The sequence below is a fragment of the Streptomyces sp. NPDC050856 genome (assembly GCF_040653855.1).
In the GTDB taxonomy this organism is placed as follows: Bacteria; Actinomycetota; Actinomycetes; order Streptomycetales; family Streptomycetaceae; genus Streptomyces.
On record NZ_JBFAGV010000040.1, the window covers coordinates 1 to 23,222 of the forward strand.

25 protein-coding genes are annotated in these 23,222 nt (G+C 74.3%); 17 read left to right on the forward strand and 8 right to left on the reverse strand.

The genetic code is table 11. From position 1 onward, the window contains the following. The first annotated feature begins 244 nt into the window (after positions 1–244). Both AB0H53_RS26350 and AB0H53_RS26355 read left to right on the forward strand, forming a co-directional pair. Entirely contained in the window at positions 245–1,096 is an 852-nt protein-coding gene (locus tag AB0H53_RS26350; protein ID WP_362118322.1) for an RNA polymerase sigma factor SigF, read from the forward strand. Between the two features lie 296 nt (positions 1,097–1,392). Continuing rightward, on the forward strand, positions 1,393–2,712 hold the full coding sequence (locus tag AB0H53_RS26355) for an aldehyde dehydrogenase family protein (RefSeq protein WP_362118218.1): 1,320 nt from the start codon (positions 1,393–1,395) through the stop codon (positions 2,710–2,712). 34 nt (positions 2,713–2,746) lie between these two features. Here AB0H53_RS26355 and AB0H53_RS26360 read toward each other — a convergent pair whose 3' ends face one another. Continuing rightward, entirely contained in the window at positions 2,747–2,986 is a 240-nt protein-coding gene (locus AB0H53_RS26360) for an XRE family transcriptional regulator (protein ID WP_362118221.1), read from the reverse strand. A 270-nt stretch (positions 2,987–3,256) separates the two neighbouring features. Between AB0H53_RS26360 and AB0H53_RS26365 the strand changes: the two genes are divergently transcribed. Together AB0H53_RS26365 and AB0H53_RS26370 are read left to right on the forward strand one after the other, a co-directional pair. Then, on the forward strand, positions 3,257–3,448 hold the full coding sequence (locus AB0H53_RS26365) for a DUF6381 family protein (protein ID WP_362118224.1): 192 nt from the start codon (positions 3,257–3,259) through the stop codon (positions 3,446–3,448). Between the two features lie 256 nt (positions 3,449–3,704). Beyond that, entirely contained in the window at positions 3,705–3,890 is a 186-nt protein-coding gene (locus AB0H53_RS26370; RefSeq protein WP_362118226.1) for a hypothetical protein, read from the forward strand. Between the two features lie 270 nt (positions 3,891–4,160). Here the strand turns inward: AB0H53_RS26370 and AB0H53_RS26375 are convergent, their stop codons facing one another. Beyond that, positions 4,161–5,312, reverse strand: a complete 1,152-nt coding sequence (locus AB0H53_RS26375) for a serine hydrolase domain-containing protein (protein WP_362118228.1) — start codon at positions 5,310–5,312, stop codon at positions 4,161–4,163. Between the two features lie 385 nt (positions 5,313–5,697). Here AB0H53_RS26375 and AB0H53_RS26380 point away from each other — a divergent pair, with 385 nt between their 5' ends. Together AB0H53_RS26380 and AB0H53_RS26385 are read left to right on the forward strand one after the other, a co-directional pair. Next, positions 5,698–5,901 (forward strand): DUF6011 domain-containing protein, encoded by a 204-nt coding sequence (locus AB0H53_RS26380; protein WP_362118230.1) that lies wholly within the window; start codon positions 5,698–5,700, stop codon positions 5,899–5,901. A gap of 151 nt (positions 5,902–6,052) precedes the next feature. Further along, entirely contained in the window at positions 6,053–6,514 is a 462-nt protein-coding gene (locus AB0H53_RS26385) for an ATP-binding protein (RefSeq protein WP_362118232.1), read from the forward strand. Here the strand turns inward: AB0H53_RS26385 and AB0H53_RS26390 are convergent, their stop codons facing one another. Further along, positions 6,515–6,961, reverse strand: coding sequence for an ATP-binding protein (locus AB0H53_RS26390; protein WP_362118234.1), 447 nt, complete (start codon positions 6,959–6,961; stop codon positions 6,515–6,517). Between the two features lie 127 nt (positions 6,962–7,088). Then, positions 7,089–7,484 (reverse strand): STAS domain-containing protein, encoded by a 396-nt coding sequence (locus AB0H53_RS26395; protein ID WP_362118237.1) that lies wholly within the window; start codon positions 7,482–7,484, stop codon positions 7,089–7,091. A gap of 269 nt (positions 7,485–7,753) precedes the next feature. Here AB0H53_RS26395 and AB0H53_RS26400 point away from each other — a divergent pair, with 269 nt between their 5' ends. The 9 genes from AB0H53_RS26400 (at position 7,754) to AB0H53_RS26440 (ending at position 16,956) form a co-directional block, all read left to right on the forward strand. Further along, a complete protein-coding gene (locus AB0H53_RS26400; protein ID WP_362118240.1) occupies positions 7,754–8,314 on the forward strand; it encodes a hypothetical protein in 561 nt (186 codons plus the stop codon). Then, on the forward strand, positions 8,311–8,784 hold the full coding sequence (locus AB0H53_RS26405) for a hypothetical protein (protein ID WP_362118243.1): 474 nt from the start codon (positions 8,311–8,313) through the stop codon (positions 8,782–8,784). The genes AB0H53_RS26400 and AB0H53_RS26405 overlap by 4 nt, the downstream gene beginning before the upstream one ends. Continuing rightward, on the forward strand, positions 8,781–9,968 hold the full coding sequence (locus AB0H53_RS26410; protein ID WP_362118246.1) for a zinc-dependent alcohol dehydrogenase: 1,188 nt from the start codon (positions 8,781–8,783) through the stop codon (positions 9,966–9,968). Before AB0H53_RS26405 ends, AB0H53_RS26410 begins: the two co-directional genes overlap by 4 nt. Positions 9,969–10,070: 102 nt before the next feature. Further along, positions 10,071–10,331, forward strand: a complete 261-nt coding sequence (locus tag AB0H53_RS26415; protein ID WP_362118249.1) for a DUF5133 domain-containing protein — start codon at positions 10,071–10,073, stop codon at positions 10,329–10,331. A gap of 421 nt (positions 10,332–10,752) precedes the next feature. Further along, on the forward strand, positions 10,753–10,974 hold the full coding sequence (locus tag AB0H53_RS26420; RefSeq protein WP_362118252.1) for a hypothetical protein: 222 nt from the start codon (positions 10,753–10,755) through the stop codon (positions 10,972–10,974). Between the two features lie 174 nt (positions 10,975–11,148). Next, the gene (locus tag AB0H53_RS26425) at positions 11,149–13,644 is read left to right on the forward strand and encodes a family 1 glycosylhydrolase (RefSeq protein WP_362118255.1); all 2,496 of its coding nucleotides are present in this window, start codon (positions 11,149–11,151) and stop codon (positions 13,642–13,644) included. Further along, complete coding sequence (locus tag AB0H53_RS26430; protein ID WP_362118258.1) at positions 13,641–13,946, forward strand: hypothetical protein; 306 nt, start codon at positions 13,641–13,643, stop codon at positions 13,944–13,946. The genes AB0H53_RS26425 and AB0H53_RS26430 overlap by 4 nt, the downstream gene beginning before the upstream one ends. Positions 13,947–13,976: 30 nt before the next feature. Then, positions 13,977–15,182, forward strand: a complete 1,206-nt coding sequence (gene glf, locus AB0H53_RS26435) for a UDP-galactopyranose mutase (protein WP_362118261.1) — start codon at positions 13,977–13,979, stop codon at positions 15,180–15,182. A gap of 217 nt (positions 15,183–15,399) precedes the next feature. Then, positions 15,400–16,956, forward strand: coding sequence for an FAD-dependent oxidoreductase (locus tag AB0H53_RS26440; protein WP_362118264.1), 1,557 nt, complete (start codon positions 15,400–15,402; stop codon positions 16,954–16,956). A 181-nt stretch (positions 16,957–17,137) separates the two neighbouring features. Here the strand turns inward: AB0H53_RS26440 and AB0H53_RS26445 are convergent, their stop codons facing one another. The 4 genes from AB0H53_RS26445 to AB0H53_RS26460 form a co-directional block, all read right to left on the reverse strand. Then, entirely contained in the window at positions 17,138–17,512 is a 375-nt protein-coding gene (locus AB0H53_RS26445) for a hypothetical protein (protein ID WP_362118267.1), read from the reverse strand. Continuing rightward, the gene (locus AB0H53_RS26450) at positions 17,505–17,780 is read right to left on the reverse strand and encodes a hypothetical protein (protein ID WP_362118270.1); all 276 of its coding nucleotides are present in this window, start codon (positions 17,778–17,780) and stop codon (positions 17,505–17,507) included. The genes AB0H53_RS26445 and AB0H53_RS26450 overlap by 8 nt, the downstream gene beginning before the upstream one ends. A gap of 548 nt (positions 17,781–18,328) precedes the next feature. Next, positions 18,329–19,243 carry a serine hydrolase gene (locus tag AB0H53_RS26455; protein WP_362118273.1) on the reverse strand — a complete coding sequence of 305 codons (915 nt, stop codon included), beginning with the start codon at positions 19,241–19,243 and terminating at the stop codon, positions 18,329–18,331. After that, positions 19,240–20,118: a LysR family transcriptional regulator gene (locus tag AB0H53_RS26460; protein WP_362118276.1), complete on the reverse strand. Its 879-nt coding sequence runs from the start codon at positions 20,116–20,118 to the stop codon at positions 19,240–19,242. The genes AB0H53_RS26455 and AB0H53_RS26460 overlap by 4 nt, the downstream gene beginning before the upstream one ends. A 338-nt stretch (positions 20,119–20,456) precedes the next feature. Here AB0H53_RS26460 and AB0H53_RS26465 point away from each other — a divergent pair, with 338 nt between their 5' ends. Both AB0H53_RS26465 and bla read left to right on the forward strand, forming a co-directional pair. Next, a complete protein-coding gene (locus AB0H53_RS26465) occupies positions 20,457–21,479 on the forward strand; it encodes an MBL fold metallo-hydrolase (RefSeq protein ID WP_362118279.1) in 1,023 nt (340 codons plus the stop codon). A gap of 270 nt (positions 21,480–21,749) precedes the next feature. Further along, positions 21,750–22,670, forward strand: a complete 921-nt coding sequence (gene bla / locus AB0H53_RS26470; RefSeq protein ID WP_362118282.1) for a class A beta-lactamase — start codon at positions 21,750–21,752, stop codon at positions 22,668–22,670. Positions 22,671–23,222: the final 552 nt, after the last annotated feature.

A 23,222-nucleotide genomic window follows, 5' to 3' on the forward strand; every position in this document is an offset into this window, starting at 1 on the left:
CCCCCCCCCCCCCCGGGGGCCCCCCCCCCCGGGGCCCGCCCGGCCCCCGGGCCGCGTCCCGTCCCTCCCCGCCGCGCGCCGGAGCCCCGTGCGGCACACGGCGCACAGCAGCCGGTGGCGAACCCGGGAATCTTTTTTGATTGGCAGGTATGAGGGTGTGGAAGCTGGGTAGGCGCGGCCCATCGGCTTGTCGGGGGACAAAGACGAAGGTCGACGGGTATGGGAGGGAAGAAGCATGACGGTGATGACGACGGCCCAGCAGGCGGCGACCACTGAGAGCCGGACCACGGCCCTGCCCGAGGTGGCCGATCCTCGGCAGGTCGCCCCGAAGGACGCCCGTGCTCTGTCGAAGGTGTTCTTCGACCAGCTGGCCGTGCTCGAGGAGGGCACCGCCGAATACCAGGGCGTCCGCAACACGCTGATCGAGATGAACATGTCCCTCGTCCGCTACGCGGCCGGCCGGTTCCGGAGCCGGGGCGCGGACGAGATGGAGGACATCGTCCAGGTCGGCATGATCGGGCTGATCAAGGCGATCGACCGCTTCGAGCTGACGCGCGAGGTGGAGTTCACCACCTTCGCCGTGCCGTACATCGTCGGGGAGATCAAGCGGTTCTTCCGCGACACCTCCTGGGCCGTGCACGTCCCGCGACGCCTCCAGGAGGCACGCGTCGAGCTGGCCCGCGCCACCGAGGAGCTCCGCACCCGCCTGGGCCGCACCCCCACGGTCAAGGAGCTGGCCACGCTGATGAACCTCACCGAGGAAGAGGTCATCGAGGCCCGCCTCGCCTCCAACGGCTACAACTCCAGCTCGCTGGACGCCACCATCAACAGCGACAGCGACGACGGCGAGGCCGCCCTCGCCAACTTCATCGGCGCCGAGGACCCGGCCATGGAACTGGTCGAGGACTTCCACGCGCTGGCCCCGCTGATCGCCGAGCTGGACGAGCGCGACCGGCAGATCATCCACCTGCGGTTCGTCGAGGAGCTCACCCAGTCGCAGATCGGTGAGCGCCTCGGCTGCTCGCAGATGCACGTCTCGCGGCTCCTGTCCCGCACCCTGAAGCGCCTGCGGGAAGGCATGCTCACCACCCGCTGAGCCGCCCGGCACCGACGAGGCCCTGGAGACCACTCTCCGGGGCCTCCTGCCATGTCCCGGGCGCACCGGGCACGGCGGCGGCCGGGTGCCGGGTGTCGGGTATGGACATCGGCGTGCGCCGCGTTGCCACCGGTGTGGCCGACCACCCCGGCGGGGGAGGTGCCCGCCCGGCGCGCCCGCGGGGCCGGCCCCGGGCCCGGGAAGAAAACCCCACACCATATGGTTGCTGAATACATATACAAGAGGCTCGTGTCCCGTCCCGGGTGCGAGCGATCAGCCCCGTCCGAGGAGTCCCGGTGCCGTCCACCGCCGAAAAGCCCGCCGAAGTCGTCGCCCGGCTGCGCGCCACCTTCCGTTCCGGCCGCACCAGGCCGACCGCCTGGCGCACCGGGCAACTGCGCCGGCTGCGCGCCATGCTCACCGAGCACGGCCAGGAGCTCGCCGCCGCGCTCCGTGCCGACCTCGGCAAGAGCGAGCGGGAGGCCTTCCGCACCGAGATCGACTTCACCGTGCGCGAGATCGACCACACCCTGGAGCGGCTGGCGGACTGGCTGCGGCCCGAGCCCGTCGACGTCCCGGCGCACCTCACCGGGGCGTCCGCGTGGACGGTGCAGGACCCACTGGGAGTGGTCCTGGTGATCGCGCCCTGGAACTACCCGGCGCAGCTTCTCCTCGCCCCGGTGGTGGGCGCGCTCGCCGCGGGCAACTGCGTCGTCGCCAAGCCCAGCGAGCTGGCCCCGGCCACCTCCCGGGCCATCGCGGACCTGCTGCCCCGGTACCTCGACAGTGACGCGGTGGCCGTGGTGGAAGGTGCCGTACCGGAGACCACCGCCCTGCTGGAGCAGCGCTTCGACCACATCTTCTACACGGGAAACGGCACCGTCGGCCGGATCGTGATGCGCGCCGCCGCCGAACACCTCACACCGGTGACGCTGGAGCTGGGCGGCAAGTCGCCGGCGTTCGTCGACCGGGGCACCGACCTGCGCACCGTGGCCGCCCGGCTGGTGTCCGCCAAGTTCCTCAACGCGGGCCAGACCTGCGTCGCCCCCGACTACGTCCTCACCGACCCGCAGACCGCGCGCGAGCTGGCGGAAGCCCTGGAGAAGGCGGTGCGGGAGGCCTACGGCGACGACGCCGCGGCCTCCCCCGAGTACGGCAGGATCGTCAACGAGCGGCACTTCGACCGGCTCACCGGCCTCCTCGGCTCCGGCCGCGCGGTCGTCGGCGGCGACCACGACCGCGCGGACCGCTACCTGGCTCCCACCGTGCTCACCGGCGTGTCCCCGGACTCCCCGGTCATGGCCGAGGAGATCTTCGGCCCCATCCTGCCCGTCGTCGAGGTGGACGACCTGGACGCGGCCATCGCGTTCATCAACGACCGGGACAAGCCGCTGGCGCTGTACGCGTTCACGGAGTCCGCCACGACCCGCGACCGGCTGCTGGCGGAAACCTCCTCCGGTGGCGTCGGCATCGGGCTGCCGGTTGCCCACCTCACCGTCTCCGACCTGCCCTTCGGCGGTGTGGGCGAAAGCGGCATGGGCAGCTACCACGGCCGCTACTCGCTGGAGACGTTCAGTCACCGCAAGGCCGTGCTGGACAAGCCGCTGTCCGACTGACCGCCCCGCCCCGCCGTCCGGACGGGCGGCGGGGCTACGACGGTACGGCGGCCACCTCGGTCCGCGCGGAGGCCATCACCTCCGGCAGCGGCAGGGCGAGAGCGGCCGCGAGCTCAACGAGTTCCTGCTCGGTCGGCCGGACCGGCCCCGTGGCACCGTCCTCGGCGAAGGCCCGGATGCGCGGGGTGCGGATACCGGTCCGGTCGGCGAGTGCCTGGGGCGTCAGACGGCGGCGGCGCATGGACTGCTGCATCAACTGCGAGAGATCGGCCATGTGATGCTGGTGCCCCCGCCCCGCGCCCTCACGCCGGTCGACACCCCGACGTGACACGGCCACCGGGCCGTGCGCCGGCCCGTGGGGACCCCGGACCCCGCCGGCCCGTGGGGACCCCGGACCCCGCCGGCCCGTGGGGACCCCGGACCCCGCCGGCCGTGGGAGGCCGTCCGGGCGGTTCCGGGGTTCCGGGTGGTCGGCCCGGGATGCGGCGGGACGGGGACGCTGTTTCGCTGGTGGCCCTGTCCACGTCACCCGAGGGGCGAAGCCATGAGCGTTGCCGACGAACCAGGCGGCCGGATCCGGCAGCTGCGCGAGAAGGCGCTGGAGCTGGACCGGGCGGCCGAGCACTCCGCCGAGCCCGAGGAGCGCCAGCGGTTGCGGGACCGGGCGCGCAGGCTCAGGGAGCAGAGCGAACGGGAGAGCAGCAGGGCCAGCGGGGACATCGACCCCATGGTGTAGCGGCATTGTGCAGGGGCCGCGACGGTCCGGGTGACGCGGCCTCAGGCCCGGGGCCGGGGACGGCCTCGGGCCCGGGGACGGACCAGGCCTCCGGCCCGGGGACGGACGCCGCGCCGCAGCCCCTCGTCCGCGGTGTTCCACCGTGCGCGGGGCCTGTGGGGGGCGAACCCGGGCGAACTCGCCTTTTGCGGGCCGGGCGAGAGCGCGTTTCACTGGTAGGTGGAACTGCACATTTCTCCTCGAAGGGGATGTTGGTATGTCAACTACCGAGCCTGTTCTCCGCGACCGCACGCGGTTGGGCAACGATGTCGAGGAAGCCCTCAACCCCGGTGAGCCGCTGGGCTTCTACCGGGACACCCGCGAGTGCGGCATCCTCGCGCTGGAAGCGGGCGCCGGCAAGCTGCTGCTGTCGCCGCCGACGCCGAGGCCGAAGAAGAGCTGACGCCGGCCGTCCATCCCGGCCCGCCGGGCGAACGGGGGTGAGGACGCGCCCCGGCGGGCACCGGCTCCCGCTCCGGAAAGCGGGAGCCACCGGCGGCGGCCACCGCGGCGGTACCCCCCTCCGTGCCACCTCCCGCACCCCGGCCCGGGGTGCGAACCGAGCTCCTGCCGGCGGCACCTCCGGTCGCTCCGGCGCCGCTCCGGCCGGTTCACGCCGTGTGCCGCTCGCCACCCCGGCCGGCGCCGGGCGTCCAGGGCCATGGGCGCCGACTCAGGCGCCGGGCCGCCGCGCCGGCCCGCACAACGCGGTGTCCACCAGGGCGAGCACGTGCCGGGCGGCCACCGCGCCCCGGCGCAGGGCCGTGGGCAGAGCCGTCACGGTGACGGTCACCGCGCGCCCGTCGTCGGTGGCACCGCTGCGGGTCTCGTAACCCGGGATGTCCCCGCCGTGACCCCACATCAGACCACCGCACGAGAGCGGCGTACTGATCAGCCCGGGACCGTAGCGGGCGCCGCGCCACAGGGCGGGGGCGGGGACGGTCCCGCGCAACTCCCGCCTCTGCTCGGGCGCCAGCAGGTGCCCGGCGAGTACGGCGACGAGGAAACGGTTGACGTCGTCGGGGGTGGCGATCATCGCGCCGGCCGCCCAGCCCCAGGACGGGTCCATCACGGTGATGTCGCGCAACGGCCCGCCGGGTGCGTTCGCGTGGTAGCCCCGGGCGTGCGGCCGGCGGATCCCCAGTTCGCCCGTGCCCGGGAAGTAGGTGTGCCGCAGGCCCAGCGGCCGGAGGATCCGGTGTGCCACCTCCCGCGCCAGCGGCCGGCCGGTGACCCTCTGCACCAGCAGGCCCAGGAGGATGTAGTTGGTGTTGCTGTAGCCCCACCCCGCCCCGGGTGCGAAGTCGGGCCCGTGCGCGAGGGCCACGTCGAGCAGCCGCTCCGGCCGGTGGTGGACGCGGCGCCGGCGGAAGACGTCCGCGTCCAGCAGCGGCTCGTAGTCGGGCAGACCGCTGGTGTGCCGCAACAGTTGACGCACCGTCACCCGACGTCCGTCGGTGCCCCGGCCGCGCGCGGCGCCCGGCAGATAGGTCCCGATCGGGGTGTCCAGGTCCACCCTGCCCTCGCCGGCCAGTTGCAGCACCACCACGGCCACGTATGTCTTCGTACCGCTGCCGATCCGGACGAAGCCGTCGGCCGGCACCGGGCCCCGTTCCACGAGGTCGGCCGTCCCGGCCGTGTACGTACGCACCGCGCCACCGGCGTCCCGCACAGCGGCCACGGCCGCCGGGAAACCGTCCTCCCGCACCAGCCGCCCCACGCCGCGACGCACGGCGTCGTCCGGGGGCACGGGCTGCGCGGCGCACCCCGGCGCCAGGGCGGCCAGGCAGGCCCAGGCCGCCGCGGCCGGCCTCGTACGCGGCACCGGTACCCGCCGGCCACGGCGGCGCGGCCGGCGGAGGCGGCGGAACAGCTCGGAACCCGGCACGGCCACGCCTCCGCGGGATCTTCGGACAGGTGCGCGCCCCAGCATGCCCGGCGCGTCCGCGCGCACGGCCGCCCACGCCCCGACAGCGCGAACGCGGCACCCGAACGGAAGCACGGGCGGAGCCGTACCCCGGCGCGGCACCGGCCGCCGCGTCCGTTGCCGGCATCACGCGCCGGGGAGCGCGGGGAGGCGCCGAGGGGAGAGGCGCCGGCCCGGCGGCGCACCCGTCGCATCGGTGCGGTCGGCCCACCCGATGTCACGCGCGCGACGGCACCGCCGCAGTGCGGACGGTGCCCCGGGAGCGCCGGGCACAATCGACCGCATGGCACGACGACCCGCTGACCAGCCCACCTTGGTGGACGACCCCCGGACCGGCTACCGCCACCGCTACTGCCGGCGCTGCGGCCGGGAACTGACCGACCCCGCGTCCCGGCTCAACGGCTACGGCCCCGGCTGCGACCCCGCCCGCCGGCCGCCCGCCGCGGCGGAACACCAGGTCGAACAGGACCCGCTGCCCGGAACGTGACCGGAAGCCCACCGGGACCCGATGGGGGCCTCTTCGAAGCCATGACACACTCTTCCCCTGCCCGTGCGCACCGACGGAGGAATGGCCGGCTGCGGCGAGGCACGTGGAGTGAGCGGCGGCCGAAGGACACGGCCGCGGAGGGGGTGGGCTGATGGAACCGGCGGTACGGCTGGATGAACAGGGACCGGTGACCTCGTCCGGCCCTCGGTCGCGGGCGGGCGCCGCGTACGAGGGCGGATCGGACAGCATCGCCGCCGCACGGCACTTCGCGGCCGACTTCCTGACCCGGGTGCACGGCCTGCCGCCCACGTCCCGGGCGGTCGAGTCGGTGCGGCTGGTGGTGAGCGAGCTGATCACCAACGCCTGCAAGTACGCCTTCGGGCCCTGCGCCCTGGAGCTGGAGGTGTTCGGGCGCACCCTGGAGATCACCGTCTGGGACAGCGCGCCGGTGCTGCCGGTCGCTCAGGGGGCCGACCCGGGCCGGGTCGGCCAGCACGGCATGGAAATCGTCCTCGCCCTGTGCGAGGACGTCGACGTGCGGCTCGAACCGGTCGGCAAACGGGTCATCGCGCGTATCGCCCTTCCGGAGCCCGAGGCGCGCCCGCGGGTCTGATCACCAGCGGAGGAAGACGTGCACGGTCTTCCCTCCGTTCTCCGGAACGGTGATCGTCTCCTCGGCCAGGGTGTTGATCAGGTGCCAGCCGATTCCGCCACGGCCCGCCAGGTCGACCGGTCGCGGTCGTGGCACCGAGGGGTTGGTGTCCCCCACGGCGACGTGCACCGTGTCGGCCACCGCCCGGAGGCGGAGGCTGAAGGGCCCGGGCGCGAAGGCGAAGGCGTTGGAGGCGAGCTCGGTCACCACGAGCAGTACGTCGTCGTGCGCGTCCGGCGCGGTCGGCGGCTGGGTGCGCGCCAAACCGTCCAGGAAGGCGGCGGCGCCCTCACGGGCCTCGGTGACGTTGCTCAGGGCACCGTCGAAATACCAGGTCTGTTCCACACTCAAGGTCTGCATCGGGCCGGTATGGCCCTGTGCGTGCAGGTGGTCGCGTTCGGCGGCCATGTCACTCTCCCTTCGTTCCTGCGGAACCGGAGGTCCGTATCGGCTTCCCGATCCCGGAGGGGACATGTCCGTCCTCACGTAATTCCCTGGCCGGCGGCCGCGACCGGGGCCCCGGCGGGGCAGTGCCTCAGGACCTCAGCAGGGCGAGTGCGGCACCGACGGTGGGCGCGACGGTGAGCGCCTGATCGGCGCCCGTGATGTCCAGCAGCCGGTTGACGCCCGCCGCCGGGTTCGCCAGCACGACACCTTCGGCGGGGCCGCTGCCGTTGTGCATCTGCAGGAAGCAGTTCAGCCCGCTGGAGTCGCAGAACAGCAGGCCGGCGCAGTCCAGCACGACGCGCTGCCTGCCGTGCCGGCGGGTCGCCGTGCTCACCGCGTCCACCAGGAGCGGCACCGTGGTCAGGTCCAGGTCCCCGCGCAGCTCCAGGACGGGGACGCCCTCCTCGGCGGCCGGTACGACGGTGAGGCGCGGTCTTGTGACGTGCGGGACGTGTTCCGCCCCGCCGTCTGTCTGGTTCTCCATCCCGCGAACAGTACAGACGCGGACCGTACGGCACCACGCCCCCCGGAGGCTTCCACGGGACCAGCAGGTGACCGGGAGGCAGCGCCGTGCCATCGCGGCGGGACCGCTCCCGCCCGCGGGGCGCTCGAACGGGCACCGGTGCGCGTGCGCGTGATCCGGCACACGGTACGGCCGACCGGGGGAGGCCCGGTACCGGCGGCGCCGGTACCGGATCCGGTCACCTGCCGGCGGTCGCGGTTGCGGCGGCGGACCGGGGTACCCGGCGGTACATGATGAAACGCGTGCTGTGGCAGGGACTGCTCGCCGGTGCGGCCGGCACGGCGGTGATGACCCTCGCGGAGAAGGCCGAGCAGCGGCTCACCGGACGGCCGGACTCCTTCGTGCCCGCCCAGGTGCTCCGGCGGCTGACGGGGGCGGGGGAGTGGCGGGGCGACCGCCCCGACCCCCTGAACCTGGTCATGCACTTCGGGCAGGGCACCGCCCTGGGCGTACTGCGGGCGGTGATGGCGCGGACAGGGCTCCGCGGACCGTGGTCCTCCGTGATGTTCGGAGCCGTACGGCTGACCAACGACCAGATCCTGGAGAACGGCACAGGCGTGGGCGCCCCGCCGCCCACGTGGCCGAGGCGGGAACTGGCCGTCGACCTTCTGCACAAGGCCGTGTACGCCCTCGCCACCGGCGCCGTCGCGGACGCCCTCGCCGCCCGTGACGGTCTCGGCCCGGGACAGCGGCACGCACGGATCCGCCCCGGCCGCCACTCCGACGTCGGCCCCCTGCCGCGTCACCGGCCCGCGGCGCACCGAGCCACCACGCCGGGAGGCAACGGATGATCGACAGCAAGCGCGTCCTCGCCGCGACCGCGATGACCGGGGCCACCGTGGCGCTCTGGCGCACGGTGCGCGACCGGGCCCGGAGCCAGGACGAGGCGGCCGGCCGGTGGCTGGTGGTCACCGTGAATCGCCCGCCCGAGGAACTCGGCACCGGGCAGGAACTGCCGGAGCCGCTCCGGCGCCACGCCGACACCATCGAGGTGCGCACCCGCCCCGCCCCCGGCGGCCGGGGCACGGAACTGGCGGCACGCCTCCGGCAGCCGCCGTCCCGCTCGTCGACCTCACCGGTGGCCCGCCTGAAGGGCGACGACCCGCGCCAGGACGTCCGGCGGGCGCTGCGCGACGCCAAGGCCCTCCTGGAGGCGGGCGAGGTGATGGCGCCGGACCACCCGCCCACGGCGCGCAAAACACCGGCCGGGCAGGTCATCGGGCTGATCACCCGCAGGTCGGGTGGGGAGGGAGTGCTGTGAAGGCGCTGTGCTGGGAAGGCGTGAACAAGCTGTCGGTGCAGGAGGTGCCCGATCCGGAGCTCCGCAACGACCAGGACATGATCGTGCGGCTCGTCGCCGGCACCACCTGCGGCTCCGACCTGCACCTGATCGGCGGATACATTCCCGCCATGCGGGCCGGTGACGTCATCGGCCACGAGTTCATCGGCGAGGTGGTGGAGACGGGTCCCGGGGTCCGCCGCCACAAGGCCGGCGACCGGGTCGTCGTCTGCTCGTTCGTGGGCTGCGGCAGGTGCTGGTACTGCGCCAACGACCTGTGGTCGCTCTGCGACAACACCAACACCAACCCCGGGATCGGCCAGGCCCTGTTCGGCTACGAGTCGGCCGGCATCTTCGGCTACTCGCACGCCATGGGCGGTTTGCGCGGCAGTCACGCCGAGTACGTGCGCGTGCCCTTCGCCGACTACGGGGCCTTCCCCGTGCCCGAGGCGGTGGACGACATCAGCGCCCTGTTCGCGTCGGACTCCGTGCCCACCGGCTGGATGGGTGCCGATCTGGCGGGCGTCAAACCGGGCGACACGGTGGCCGTCTGGGGATGCGGCGCCGTGGGTCAGATGGCGGCCAGGGCCGCGATCCTGCTCGGCGCCGAACGCGTCATCTCCATCGACCGGATCCCCGAGCGGCTGGCCATGACGGAGCGGTACGTCGGCTCGGAGACCATCGACTACACCACCACCGACGTCGCCGCCGAACTGCGGGAGCGCACCGGCGGCCGGGGCCCGGACGTCTGCATCGAAGCGGTGGGCATGGAGGCCCACGGCACCGGCCCCCTGCACCTCTACGACCAGGCCAAGCAGCAACTGCGCCTCCAGACGGACCGGCCCACCGCCGTGCGCGAGGCCATCCACGCGTGCCGCAAGGCGGGCACGGTGTTCATCCTGGGCGTCTTCGCCGGCGCGGTCGACAAGTTCCCCCTGGGCGCCGTGATCAACAAGGGGCTGACCGTACGCGGCGCCCAGCAGCACGGCCAGCGGTACATCCCGATGCTCCTGGAGCGCATGGCCGCCGGCGAGCTGTCCACCGCGCACCTGGCGACGCACACCATGCCCCTGACGGACGCCGTCAGGGGATACGACCTGTTCAAGCACAAGAAGGACGGCTGCGTGCGGGCGGTCTTCACCAACGGCGCCCCGTCCGCCCGGTGACCTTCCTCACCTGGCGGCGGGAGAACGGAAAAAGGTGGAATGACCCCGGTGGGCGCGGGCATACGTACGTCACTTCGGACCGTTGTTGGAGGGGCTGTAGCCGTGTTGAAGCCGGACCCGCAGTATGTGAGGACTCTGCTCGCCCGTTACGCGAGCGCGCGTATCGCTCTCGCGAACAACAGTGACGCGGAGCCGATGTGGGAGCGGGAGCTGGAGGACGTCACCTACACGCTGTGTGTGACGACCGGGACCCGCTCGATCGGCGACGCGCTCGCCGCCGCCGACGAGATCCTGGCCGCGCCCGCGCAGGGCGAAGTCGCCTCTCGGACGTCTGACGCGACGGACACGACGCTCGCGGCCTGAGTCCGCCACCCCGCCGCCGGTGCCCCCGTCACAGGGGGCGCCGGCGGCGGTCGCGCGTCGGGACCGCACCGGACGGTGCGGACCGGCCGGATCGGTGCGGGGACGGCCGGCGCGGTGGGCCGCGGTACGGACCGGTGCGGGGGCGGCCGGTCACCCGGTGGGGGAACTGCGCGGCGATCAGCCGGCGCACCAGGGACGCATCGGTGTGGGACTCGTCGGCGTGCGTCCCGCCGGCCAGCGCGCCGGGAAGCCGACCGTCGACGCCGATCTCACGCCGCGACGCGAGCGACGCCGCCGGGCCGGACGGGCCGGTTCAGGGGCCCGTGCGGCCCGTCCGGACGCGGCGGGGGACGGGCCACTCGGGCCGGCCGCCCCAGCGCACCGGGATGCACCCGGGTCCGCCCGGGCGCACGCTGTCCCCATGGCCATCCTGCCGCCCGTCGTCGTCCACGCCCCCTCACCCACGGGCGGCCGACTGGTGCACATCGACAGCAAGATCATGGGGCGCGCGTACTCGCTCCGCGACCTGGCGGAGTTCCTCCGTACGGCCGGGCTGGATCCGGACGTGCTGGACTTCGCGTCCACGGAGCTGATCGACTGGCGGGGAGGCGGCCCCGACGTGTGGGGCGCACCGCCTCCCTAGCTCACCAGCCGTGGCCCTCCGTCCCCGGCTCACCGCTCGCGGCCCTCCGCCGGGCACTGCCGCCGACGGGCGGGCGGCCGCCGGTCCGGTTACGTTGCGAACGTCGCGTCGCGTCGCGCGCGGGCCGGTCGGGCGCCGTCCCGGGCGCGCCCCCCCGCCGGTGTTGGAGGAGCTGTGAACCGTCAGCCGGACCTCGCCCCCCTGCCGCCGGCCGGACGCACCTTCGTGGCCGGCTTCGAGAGCACCTACCTGCCGATGTGGCGCGTCGACGAACTCGACACCACCGGCCATGCCGCCCACCCGCAGCGGGACATCGACGAGGTCCTGGCCGCCGGGGTGCGCCACCTGAGGTATCCGCTGCGCTGGCAGCTCATCAACCCCGCCCCCGGCGGGTTCGACTGGGCGGAGACGGACCGGGCGCTGGGACACCTGCGCGAGCGCGGAGCGGTGCCGGTGGTGGACCTGGTCCACCACACCACGTACCCCGACTGGCTGACCGACGGCTTCCGGGACCGCCGCTTCGCCGGGGCCTACACGGCCTACGCCGAGGCCGTCGCGCAGCGCTACCCGTGGCTGCCCGCGTACACGCTGTTCAACGAGCCGTTCGCCACCCTGTTCCTGGCCGGCCACGAGGCGCTGTGGCCGCCGTACGACCGGGGCGTGGCGGGCTTCACCAGGCTGCTGCGCTCGGTGCTGCCGGCCGTCACCGAGGCGGCCCGGTGCTGGGAGGAACTGCTGCCCGGCGCCCGGCACGTGTGGGTGGACACCGGGGAGCACCACAGCGGTACGGGCCCGGGGGAGGCACACGCCCGGATGGCCAACGACCGGCGCCATGTGGTCCTGGACCTGGTGCTCGGCCACGACCTGGACCCATGCCGGCCCTTCCTGTCCCAGTTGATCGCCGCGGGCGGCGAGCCGCTGCTGGACCTGCCGCCGGTACGGGTGGACGTACTCGGTCTGGACTACTACTGCCACTCGGAGTGGTTCTACGACGAGACCGGCGCCCGGGCCCCCTCCCCGCGGCCGGTGGGCCTGGCCGCGATCCTCCAGCAGTACGGCGACCGCTACGGCCTTCCCATGCTGCTGACCGAGACCAACATCCGGGGCCTGCCCTCGGACCGGGCGTCGTGGTTGCGCTACACATTGGAGCAGTGCGAGTTGGCACTGGCACGGGGTGTGCCCTTGCATGGGTACTGCTGGTTCCCGCAGGTCGACTCGTGCGACTGGGACTCGCTGCTGGCCCGCCCGGCCGGGCGGGTCGACCCGGTGGGCGTCGCCGGTCACGGCCGTGGCGGATCCCGCCGGGAGTCGACCTTCACCCGGGTGTGGCGGGCGGCAGCGGCGGGAGCACCGGTGCGGGACCTGCCCGCCTACCGGTTCCAGGACCCCTGCCGGGACCAGTTGGCCGGTTTCGCACCCGCCATGGCGCACTGGCCGTGGCAGGAACCGCCACCGGAGGACCGCGTGCCGTCGGTGCACGTGGCGCTGGAGACGAAGGAGCCTGTGGTGATCGATGTGCCCGCGGACCCGGATCTGGTCGTGCTGTCGCACCTGCGCTGGGTGTGGGTGTGGCAGCGCCCGCAGCAACTGGTGTCCCGCCTGGCGCGGGCCCGCGCCGAGCGGGGGGCGAGGACCTGGTTCGTGGAGGAGCCCGTCTCGGGCGATGTGCCGGCCCCGCGGCTGCGCCGCGAGGACCACGGAGACGTCGTACGGGTGTGGCTGGTGGTACCACGGGCCGAGGGCCGGCCGGAGTTCCTGTGCTTCGACGACCCTGCCGCCGACGACTACGGCCGCCTGCTCGCCGACATGCTCGCCGGTGAGGGGCGCCCGGCGGCACCGGACGTGTGGCTGTACACCCCCATGGCCGTCGAGGCGGCGCGGGCTCTGCGCCCCGGCCGGGTGATCTACGACGTGATGGACGACCTGTCCTCCTTCGTGGGGGCCTCGGCCGGGATGCGGCGGCGCCAGGGCGAGCTGCTGCGGACCGCCGACATCGTCTTCACCGGCGGACGCTCCCTGCACCAGTCGGTGGCCGGCCGGCGCACCCACGAGGTCCACTGCTTTCCCAGCGGGGTGGACACCGCCCATTTCACCCGGGCCCGGGGCGCGCGCCGGCGGCACGAGCGCCCGGTGGCCGGGTACGTCGGGGTCATCGACGAACGGCTCGACCTGGAGCTGCTGCGCGGGCTCAGCCGTGAGCTGCCGGACTGGACGATCAGGATGGTCGGGCCCGTCACCAAGATCGACCCGGACAGCGTGCCGCGCGCGGCCAACCTGGACTACGCGGGTCTGACCCGCTACGACGACCTGCCCGGCGAACTGGCGGGCTTCGACGTGGCCCTGATGCCCTTCGCCCTCAACGAGGCCACCCGTTCGATCAGCCCCACCAAGACCCTGGAATACCTGGTGGCCGGGCTGCCGGTGGTGTCCACCCGGGTTCCGGACGTGGTGGCGGACTACGGCGACGTCGTGCACTTCGCCGACACTCCGGCCGAGTTCGCCGAGGCCTGCCGCCAGGTGGTGCTGCACAGCCAGGCCGACCGCGACCGGAACCTGCGCCCCATCCGGCACCGCCAGGAGTGGGACGTGATCGCCGGCTCGATGGCCGCCCTCATCGACAAGATCGAACCGGTGCCGCAGTCCGCCCCCGCCGGGGAAAGCACCGGATGAGCCGGACGGACCACCCGCTCCCGGCCTGCCTCGCGGACGACTTCGAGCACGCGCACCGACAGAGCGTCCTGGCCGCCGCCGCGGGCCTGCGGGACGCCGCCCTCGGCCCGGTCCGGCTCACCGGGACCGCCGTGCCCGTGCTGGCCGAGGCCGCCGTGTGCTCGGCCACCCCCTTCCTGCGCGCCCCACTGCTCGGCCGGATCTCCGCCGCGCTGCTCCTGCACGCCCCCGGTCCGGACGGACAGTGCGTCCAGTGCGCCGTTCCGGCTCCCTGCCCGACCACCCGCACCCTGCGCACCTGACCCGCGTGGACGGACGACGGAAGGCCGCTCATGTCCCTCGACTCCCTCGACTCCTTCGACTCCTTCGACTCCTTCGACCTGGTCGTGGTCGGATCGGGCTTCTTCGGCCTCACCGTCGCCGAGCAGGCCGCCTCCCGGCTCGGCGCGCGGGTACTGGTGCTGGAGCGGCGCGCCCACCTGGGCGGCAACGCCTACTCCGAGCCCGACCCGGCCACCGGCATCGAAGTCCATGCCTACGGCTCCCACCTGTTCCACACCTCCAACGCCCGGGTGTGGGAGTACGCCAACCGGTTCACCACCTTCACCGGCTACCAGCACCGCGTGCACACGGTCGTCGGTGGCCGGGTGTTCCCCATGCCCATCAACCTGGGCACCATCTGCGCCTACTTCGGGCGGCACATGGGGCCCGACGAGGCCCGCGCGCTCGTCGCCGAACAGGCCCGGGAGGCGACCCGTGGCCGGGCCGCCAACCTGGAGCAGAAGGCGATCTCCCTCATCGGACGCCCGCTGTACGAGGCGTTCGTCCGGGGGTACACCCACAAGCAGTGGCAGACCGACCCCACCGAACTGGCCGCCGAGATCATCACCCGGCTGCCCGTCCGCTACACCTTCGACAACCGCTACTTCAACGACACCTACGAGGGGCTGCCCACCGACGGGTACACCGCCTGGCTGCGGCGCATGGCCGACCACCCGCGCGTCGCCCTGTGCCTGAACACCGATTACTTCCGGGTCCGGCACGCCCTCCCGAAGGACACGCCCGTCGTCTACACCGGACCGCTCGACCGCTACTTCGAGTACTCCGAGGGCGAACTGGGCTGGCGCACCCTCGACTTCGAGCGGGAGGTCCTGCCCACCGGTGACTTCCAGGGCGCGGCGGTGATCAACTACGCGGACGCCGACGTGCCCTGGACCCGCATCCACGAGTTCCGCCACTTCCACCCCGAACGGGACTACCCCGCTGATCGTACGGTCATCACGCGCGAGTACTCCCGCCGCGCCGGGCGCCACGACGAGCCCTACTACCCGGTGAACACTCCCGGGGACAGGAGCGTCCTGGACCGGTACCGCAAGCGCGCGGCGCAGGAACGGGGAGTGTTCTTCGGCGGACGCCTGGGCACGTACCAGTACCTCGACATGCACATGGCCATCGCCTCGGCCCTGACCCTGGTCGACAACCGGCTGGAACACCACCTGCGCCACCGGCGCGCCGTCGGCGCGGGCGGCCGGGGGTGACCACCCGCGGACGGCGACCGGCCTCGCCGTGCGGACGCCGGCGGGGCGTCGGCGGCGTTTGACGGGACCGGCGCCGGGTACCCGGCTGGCCGCCCGGCCCGCGGCCCCGTCCGTCCCGCCCCGCCGGCCCGCCGGACACGACGGGCCGGAGCCGTGGCCGGCCGCCGGGCGGCCGTGCCGCCGGCCACCGCGCGACACGACAAGGAACGGTGAACGCATGACCCAACTGCCCGGCAGCTACGAGTCCTACTGGATGGAGTCGGCGGCAGGCACCGCCCATCCCGCCCTGGCCGGCGACATCGAAGTGGACGTGGCCGTGGTCGGCGGCGGCATCGCCGGCATCTGCGCCGCCTGGGAGCTGGCCCGCGCCGGACGCAGCGTCACCGTCCTGGAAGCCGACCGCGTCGCCGCCGGGGTGACGGGCTACACCACCGCGAAGCTCTCCTCGCAGCACGGGCTGATCTACGCGAAGCTGCGGAAGTCGTTCGGCGCGGACGGCGCGCGGCTGTACGCGCGTTCGCAGCAGGACGCGGTGGAGTACGTCGCCGAGGTGGCGGCCGAGCTGGGGATCGACTGCGAGCTGGAGCGCCTCCCGTCGTACGCGTACGTGGAGTCCTCCGAGCAGGTCGCCCAGGTCGAGGCCGAGGCCGAGGCCGCGCTGGAGGCCGGCCTGCCGGCCTCGTTCGTCACCGCGACCGGCCTGCCGTTCCCCGTCGCGGGCGCGGTCCGCTTCGAGGACCAGGCGCAGTTCCACCCCCGCAAGTACCTGCTGGCGCTCGCCGCGGACCTGATCGGCCGCGGCGGACGGATCCATGAGCGCACCCGGGTGGTCTCACTCCACGAGGGCGAGCCGTGCCGGCTCACCACCGAGGCCGGGGCGACGGTCACCGCCCGCGACGTCGTCGTCGCCACCCACTATCCGGTGTTCGACCGGGCGATGCTGTTCACCCGGCTGGAACCGAGCCGTGAACTCGTGGTCGCCGCGACGATCCCCGCCGGCAGTGACCCGCGGGGCACCTACCTCACGCAGGAGCAGAACACCCGGTCCGTGCGGACCGCGCCGTACGACGCCGACCGGCGGCTGCTCATCGTCACCGGGGAGAAGTTCAAGCCGGGCACCGGCGAGGTGACCGAGCGGTACGAGCGGCTCGCCGCGTGGACGACGGAGCGCTTCCCCGACGCCACGATCACCCACCGGTGGGCGGCCCAGGACAACACGACCACCGACGGGGTGCCCTACGTCGGTCGGTTCCACCCCGGTACCGAACACGTGTACGTCGCGACCGGGTTCGGCGCGTGGGGAATGAGCAACGGCGTCATGTCCGGCCGGCTCATCGCCGCTCACATCGCCGGCGAGGAACTGCCGTGGAGCGGGCTGTACGACCCGCGGCGCCTGCATCCGCTGCGGGACGCCCCCTCGATGCTCAAGTTGCAGGGCTCGGTCGTCAAGCACTTCGTCGGCGACCGGCTCCCCACTTCCCACGCCGACAGCGTCGACGACATCGCTCCCGGCACCGGCGCCGTCGTACGCGTCGACGGCCGGCGCTGCGCGGTGTACCGCGCCGAGGACGGCTCGGTTCAGGCGGTGTCCGCCCGGTGCACCCACCTCGGTTGCCTGGTGCACTTCAACGACGCCGAGCGGGCCTGGGAGTGCCCCTGCCACGGCTCCCGGTTCGCCACCGACGGCAGCGTGGTCCAGGGCCCCGCCGTCCGGCCCCTGGAGCCCCGCCCCCTGGCCGGGGACGGTGGCGAGGGCGGCGCCCACCCCGCGTGACACCCCGCATGACGACGCACCCCGGCCGGTACCGGAAGCAGCGGTACCGGCCGGGGCCGTGCCCGGCTCGACGGCGGCGGAGCGCCCCGCGCGCGGCCGTGTCCGCGGGTTCCCGCGGCCGGCCGGCGGTCCGGAGCGCGCGCGGCGGGCTCCGGACCGCGTGCCGCGTACGGCGGCCCGGTCAGCCCGTCGAGCGGGGCTGGGCCGGATTCTCCGGTGTGCCGTGCGACGGCGGGTTCATCGCGGGACCGGTCGTCTCGGGCGACACGGATGAGCCACCCCGGGCAGGGGGCGCTTGCTCGGGGGCGTACGCGCCCGGCGAGCCGCCGGACGGCTCGGCTCCGTCCTTCAGCTCCCGCAGCCGGGCCCGCATCGCCTCCACGACGGGAAGCCGGTTGCCGTGCGCTTCCTCGTACGCCAGCACGGTGGACAGCTCGCCCTGGGTCAGGGTGCGGATGCGGTGCTGGAGGCTCCCCAGCGGAAGGTGGTCGTAGTCCGGGAGCGGCAGCTCGTCGTGGCTCACCGCGGGCGCGTTCGCGCCGTGCTCGTCAGGCATGGGTGTTCCCTCCGGATGTTCGGTCGTCGGTGTCCGGGGAGAGCGGCGCGGTCTCCCCGGCGCTGTGGTACGTCGTGCCGTCAACGGGCGGGCTCCCCGGCGCGGTCAGGGCGGCGTCCGGGGCGCGCCGGCCCCTCAGGCCCTCCAGCAGGGACCGCCGGTCGGCGGGGAACACCGTACGGTCCAGGCGCCGGGCCGGTTCGAGCCGCGGGGCGTCGGCGCCGGTACGTTCCGGAACCCTGGCCCGCTCCTGTCCCGGGGAGGGCACCGGCCCACCGCGAACCGCCCGGATGCCGGCGCCGGCCGGGGGCCCGGGGCCGTGGGCTCTCTCCGCGCGGGCGGGCCGCTCCGGCCGGGGACCCGACCGGAGGGCCCTCGTGGTCTCCGCGTCCCCGTGAGGACCGACCGGCTCGGTACCTGGCTCCACCGCACACACCTCCTGACCGGCCGCTCTCACCCCGTTGTCCGGAACGCTGCTCCTCGACGGCTACCCATACGTGGCGAAGCGACACAGAAGGGACGGGTGCGAGGTGTCCGGCGGCTCCACGGGACCGTAGCGCGGCGGGTGCGGCGGGTGCGGCGGGTGCGGCGGGCGCGGAGGCCGCCGGGGCGCGGCCGGGCCTGTGTGCGGGCGCGCTCCGGACGGTCCCACCGGCACCGCCCGGTACCGGGGGCGCCATCGGGCACGCGCCGCGCGCCACTGGCTCCGGGGAGCACCACCGGGTCGGCCGGAGCGCGCCACCGGCCCGGCGCACCCGGCCCCCGGGCCGCACCACCGGCCCCGTGAGGGCGCGGAACCACACCCTCACGGGGCCGTCAGGTGCCCTCATTGCCGCGCAACTCCTCCACGGCCTCGCGAGCCGCCGCCCCGATGACGGCGTCGGCGCGTGGCAGCGTCTTGTCCGCGCGAGCGGCCTGGGTGAACACCACGGCGGTGTAGGCGCTGCCGTCGGCGAGCTCGACGACCCCCGCCTCGTGCCGCATCGCACCGAAGGTGCCGGTCTTGCCGTACACGGCGACATCGTCGTACGGAAATCCGGACGCGAGCCTGTGGGTCCACGGCTGCTTGCCCATGACGTCCCGCATGAAGGAGCAGTACTCGGAGGAGGCGGCCCGGCCGGTCCAGATGGCCCGCAGGAGCCGAGCCATGTCGGCGGGGGTGGTGGACGCCTGTGACACGGGGTCGTAGACACCCGGGGGCACGATGTCGTCGTTGTCCGAGATGCGTGCCATGGCGGCGCTCAGTGACGGGGTGCCCGTCTCGGCGACCAGCCGGGCGAAGGTACTGACGACCCCGCCGTGGATGCGGGTGTCGGGCATGCCCAGGTCGTCGCAGACGGCGTCGACCGCGTCGGTGCCGACCACGCGCAGGACCGCGTGGGCCGCCGTGTTGTCGGAGATGCTCATCATGAGCACCACCAGGTCGCGCAGCGACATGGTGACGGGGTCCCGCAGGAGGGAGAGGCCGGTGGGCCCGGCCACCCGGTCCGAGGGTTCCAGCGTCAGAGGCATGCGGGGGTCGACGAGGCCGGCGTCCGCCAGCCGGCAGAAGGCGACCATGAGCGGCACCTTGTAGACCGAGCCCATCGGTACGGGTTCCCCGGGGTCGACGGCGACGTGGGCGGAGGGCCGGTGCAGTTCCGCCACGTGGAGCCAGCCGCGGACGCCCGCGTCGTCGAACATCTCGCGGATGGCGCGCTCCACACGGCTGCGGCGCCGCGTCGCGCTCATCCCGCCCCGCCCGTGCGGGAAAGGGTCTCCGCGAGCAGCCGGGCCGTCTCGGCGGTCTCCACCGCGCCCCGCCGCCGCGGGTCCCATGCCACCCGCAGCCGCAGGGGCAGCGGCGGATCGGTCGTCTCCCGGCGCTCGACTCCGGTGGCGATCAGGGTGTGGTCCGCGGTCACCAGCACCGCCTGTCCCGCCGCCACCAGAGCGAGCCCGGCCCGCTCGTCGGAGACCACCACGGTCCTCACCCGCCGCCCCCGGCTGGCCAGGGTGTCGACGAAGAGGTCATGGGCGGCCGGGGCTTCGTCACGCGGACGCACCGCGACGGGGAGCTCCGGCGGAACCCCGGCGCCGGTGCGCTCCCGGTGACCGGCGGGGGAGAGGAGCCAGGTCGGCAGGCGTACCACCTGCCCCGCCGCCAGGCCGTGCAGCACGGCCGGATGCCGGATGACCGCGAGGTCGAGGCGGCCGGCCGCGATGTCGGAGAGAAGCGTCGCGGTCGATGCCGTCGCCACACCGATCCTGACCGGCGCCCCCGCCCGGACCGGCGCCGCCGCCACGTCGGCGGCGAGCCACGCGGGGACCTCGGGCGTCAGCCCCAGCCTGAGCCGGCGCCCGTCGGCGTGCTCGCGGGCACCGGTCTCCCGCAGCTCCGCCAGCGCGGCGAGCGCCCTGCGGGCGTGCGGCAGCAGGGACGCGCCCTCCTCGGTGAGGGAGACCCCTCGCTCACGCTCGAACAGGCGCACCCCGAGCAGCCCTTCCAGCCTGCGCAGTCCCTGCGACAGGGGCGGCTGCGTGATGCCCACGCGCTGCGCGGCGGCCCCGAAGTGCTCCTCCTCCGCCAGCGCGACGAAGATTTCCAGGTGCCGTTCCGTCAGCACTCCGCCCCCTGGCGTGCGGTGATACGCCCTCTGAATGAGGACGATGCCGAGATCGTATTCGACATGCGGGGAACCGCGGGTTTGACTCCTCCCCGTGGACGCCGGTCCGGGCACGCCCGGTCCGTGACCGCCGGTCCGGTACGGACGTTCCGCCCCCAACCGGTGCCCGGACGGGCCGTCGGCCGGGGACGGCCGGCGACCAGCGGACCGGACCGCGCCCGTGGCCCCGGCGGACCGGGACCGACGGGCGCTCCGGCGGCACGGACACGGGGCCGGCGGTGGACCGGCCCCCCGACACCCGACACCCACACCCGACAGCGGACAGCAGGAGGACTGCCATGACGCGCTTACCCCGCCACGACGGAGGTGCCGGCCACCCGTCCCGGCGCCGCTTCGGCCGGCTCGCCGCCCTCGGCCTGGCCGTCGGAGCCGGCTCGCTCGCTCAGGCTCCACCGGTGACGGCCGCCGGAGCGGACGCGCGAACGCACTACGACCGTGCCCGGAGGCTGGCCGGAAACGACCCGGTGCTCCTCGCCCTCGTCAGGGCGCTGACCCCGGGAGCCACCGTTCCCCACCCGCCCGCGCCGGAGCCGGTGCGGATCTTCGACGACCTCGCCGTGCTCAGCACCGGTTGGGTCTCCGCCCTGGCGCTGCTGACCGAGGACGGGATCGTCCTGATCGACGCGCTCACCTCCCCGCAGGAGGCCGAGAACGTGCTGGTCGCAGGGCTGCGCCGACTGGGAGCCGATCCGGGGAGGATCCGGTACGTCGTCGTCACCCATGGCCACCAGGACCATTTCGGCGGCGCACGGTACCTCGTCGAGCGCTTCGGGGCACGCGTGCTCATGGCACCGGCCGACTGGGACCTCGTCGCCCGCACCCGCCCTGAGCACGCCCCCGGGCGGGACCTGGACATCAGGGACGGGCAACTGCTCACCCTCGGCGGCACGACCGTCCAGCTGCACCACACCCCGGGCCACACCCCGGGGACCGTCTCCGCCGTCTTCCCGGTGCGGGCCGGACGCGAGCGGCACACGGCCATGCTCTGGGGCGGCATGAACCCGCCCGCCACGACCACCGAACTGCGCACCCATCTGGCGTCCATCGCCTCGTTCCGGGCCGCGATGAGGCGGATGGAGGTGGAGGTGGAACTGTCCAACCACCCCAATGACCACGGTCTCGAACGCATCCAGCAGCTCAGGGACCGGCCCCGCGGTGCGAACCCGTTCGTGCTGGGCCGGCCACGGGCACAGCGGTTCATGGCGGTGATGGACGCGATGATCCGCGGAAGGCTCGCCGACACCCGGGGCGGCGGCGTACCGGGCGGGAGCGGTCTCGCGGCGACGCCCCCGTGCTGTTGACCGCCGCCCCGCCGCCCCGCCGCCCCGCCGCCCCGCCGGCCGCGTCTCCCGGACGTGCCGGCCGGCCCGCCGGAACGCCGACCGCCCGAGCGCCGCCCCGCCGCTGCCCGACCCGCTCGGCGACGACGAACCCGCTGCCCGGCGACCCCGGCGACCCGCGCCCCGGGCGCCGACCACCTGACGACCCGGCACCCCGCCCGGCGGACGACCACCCCTCGCCCCACCACCGACATGTCGCGGTGCGCCTGCCGCACCGCGGGAAGGAAGCCCATGTCCACCACCGGAACACACCCGTCGCGCCGCACCGCGCTCTCCCTCGGAGCCGGCACGGCGCTCGCCGCCGCCCTGTCCCTGGGCGGGCCGGCCCGCGCCATGTCCCGGGCCCGGGGTGACAGCGTCACGTCACGACTGAGGACGCTCGAACAGCGGCACGCCGCCCGGCTCGGTGTGTTCGCGCGCAACACGCGCACCGGCAGGACGGTGGCGTACCGCGCCGACGAACGCTTCCCCATGGCCTCGCTGTTCAAGACGATCGCCGTCGCGGCCGTCCTGCGCGATCTCGACCACAGCGGCGAGTTCCTGAGCAAGCGCGTCCGCTACACCGCGGACTACGTCCGCCAGTCGGGCCACTCCCCGATCACCGGCAGGGCGGAGAACGTCACCGGGGGGATGACGGTCGCCGAACTGTGTGACGCCACCATCCGCTACAGCGACAACACCGCCGGCAACCTGCTGCTCCACGAACTGGGCGGACCCGCCGCCGTCACCCGCTTCTGCCGCTCGATCGGGGACGACACGACCCGGCTCGACCGCTGGGAGCCGGAACTCAACTCGGCCGAACCGTGGCGCGTCACCGACACCACCACCCCTCGGGCCATCGGCCGGACCTACGAGACCCTCACGCTCGGCGACGCGCTCCGGCCCCGGGACCGGGACCGGCTCACCGGCTGGATGCTCGCCAACACCACCAGCGTGGAGGAGTTCCGCGCCGGACTGCCCGCCGACTGGATCCTCGCCGACAAGACCGGCGGCGGCAGGTACGGCGGCAGCAACGACGTGGGCGTCACCTGGCCGCCCGACGGCACACCAGTCGTCATGGCCGTGCTGACGACCCGGGCCGAGGAGGACGCGCCCGCCGACTCCGAACTGGTGGCGGAGACGGCCAGGTTGCTGGCGTCGGTACTCGTCTAGGCCGTCTTCCCGAACCGGGTCCGGGTCTCGCCCCATGCCGTGGTGTTCCCGGTGTGGGGCGAGGGGATCCGTCGGATGGCACGACCTCGACGACTCGGACGAGGCCTTCGTCGTCGTCCGGCCCGGTGAGGACGACCCGGCCCGGTTCACCTCAGCCGTTTTCGGTCGCCGCGCGCCTCCGGCATGGCCGGAATCACGGTGGTGACAGCCTCCCGGCGCGCTGACACCCTCATGCCTGGCGTGTCCCCGACAGGGAGTGAGGGCCGACCATGGCCGAGTCCGACGCGCACACGGAGACGGCGGCGCGCCGGCGCCCCCGGGGGGGGGGAGGCCGCCCGGTACGGCGGGGGAACCCGTCGAGCCCACACCGCGTCCGCACGTCACCGGCCACCGCTCCCGCACCGGCGTCCTGGAGGAAGTGCTCGCCCGCGTCACCGGCCACCGGGACGCCGGTACGCCACGCACGAGCAGGTGGCCGGCCACGTCGGCCGGCACGGGGGCGGGCCGGCACCGGGCCCCGCGGGCCCATGAGGTGAGGGCGGCGCGGTGGTC